This is a genomic window from Oleiphilus sp. HI0067, assembly GCF_001635735.1.
In genome coordinates, this window is the sequence record NZ_LWFI01001070.1 from 1 (window position 1) to 1,233 (window position 1,233).

The following is a 1,233-nucleotide window of genomic DNA, read 5'->3' on the forward strand; positions in this document are numbered from 1 at the left end:
TAAACCTTCAATATGGTCAACTTCGGGCTTGTCCATCATGGATAAAAACTGACGCGCATATGTCGAGAGTGATTCGACATATCGGCGCTGGCCTTCTGCATAAAGCGTATCGAAAGCGAGTGATGATTTGCCTGAACCAGACAGGCCTGTAATTACTATTAATTTGTCGCGAGGGATCTCTAAATCAATGTTTTTTAAGTTATGAGTTCGCGCTCCGCGGACAGTAATGTTTTCCATGTTGAAACTTCGTGACGCCAAAACATGCAATTATAGCGCTGAAACATCTTGTTAGGGCATTAATAAAATGATTTTGTCGGACAGTAAAGCGCTTAACTTCACATTCTTTGGTGATAGAATACGCGCCCTTTCTAATGTTTTGATGTTTATTTTATGAATTCAATTGAGCGTAAATCCGTTTTGTCTTTGGCGATGCTGTACGCCACACGGATGCTTGGTTTATTTATGGTATTGCCTGTTTTCGTTTTATACGGAAATGACTTGCACGGTGCAACGCCCGCTTTAATCGGTTTGGCTATTGGAGCTTATGGTCTCAGTCAGGCGCTTTTACAAATCCCATTTGGTGCGCTCTCTGATCGTTATGGGCGCAAGCCGCTTTTATATATAGGTTTAGTGATCTTTTGCCTTGGTAGCGTGGTAGCCGCATTAAGTGAATCGATATATGGCGTGATCATCGGCCGGTTTATTCAAGGTGCAGGTGCGATAGCCGCGGTCATCATGGCCCTGTTAAGTGATCTAACAAGCGTGGAGAGTCGCACGAAATCAATGGCATTCGTCGGTATGTCGATTGGCGTAAGTTTCACCATTGCGCTCATCCTTGGTCCTTTAGTCGCGAAGCTGGGTGGGTTACAGGCGATATTTTGGTTAACGGCAGCGCTCGCGGCATTCGCATTGATCTGGACAAAAGTGTCCATTCCAACGCCCGCGGTTCGCACCAGACATCGTGACACCCGCGTATTTTCAGATCAGATTCTTGATGTGCTGAAAGATAAAGAATTGTTGCGACTCGATTTTGGGATCTTGGTCTTACACCTTGTATTAACTGCGATGTTTATCGCTATCCCTGTGTCCTTGGTTGATAGTGTGGGCTTGTCGAGTGAGCAACATTGGTGGTTGTATTTACTCGTATTAGTAGGTTCCTTTATTGCGATGATTCCGCTAATCATCGTTGGTGAGACGAAGCAAAAGATGAAGCCTATATTCTGCGTGGCAATC

1 protein-coding gene and 1 pseudogene are annotated in these 1,233 nt (G+C 44.8%); one reads left to right on the plus strand and one right to left on the minus strand.

What is annotated here, in order from left to right; genetic code table 11:
* A pseudogene (locus A3739_RS14885) lies at nt 1-237 on the minus strand (hypothetical protein); the annotation flags it as partial.
* Between the two features lie 153 nt (nt 238-390).
* Between A3739_RS14885 and A3739_RS14890 the strand changes: the two are divergent.
* Nucleotides 391-1,233: MFS transporter (locus A3739_RS14890; RefSeq protein ID WP_156502605.1), on the plus strand; the 843-nt coding region annotated here is incomplete at its 3' end.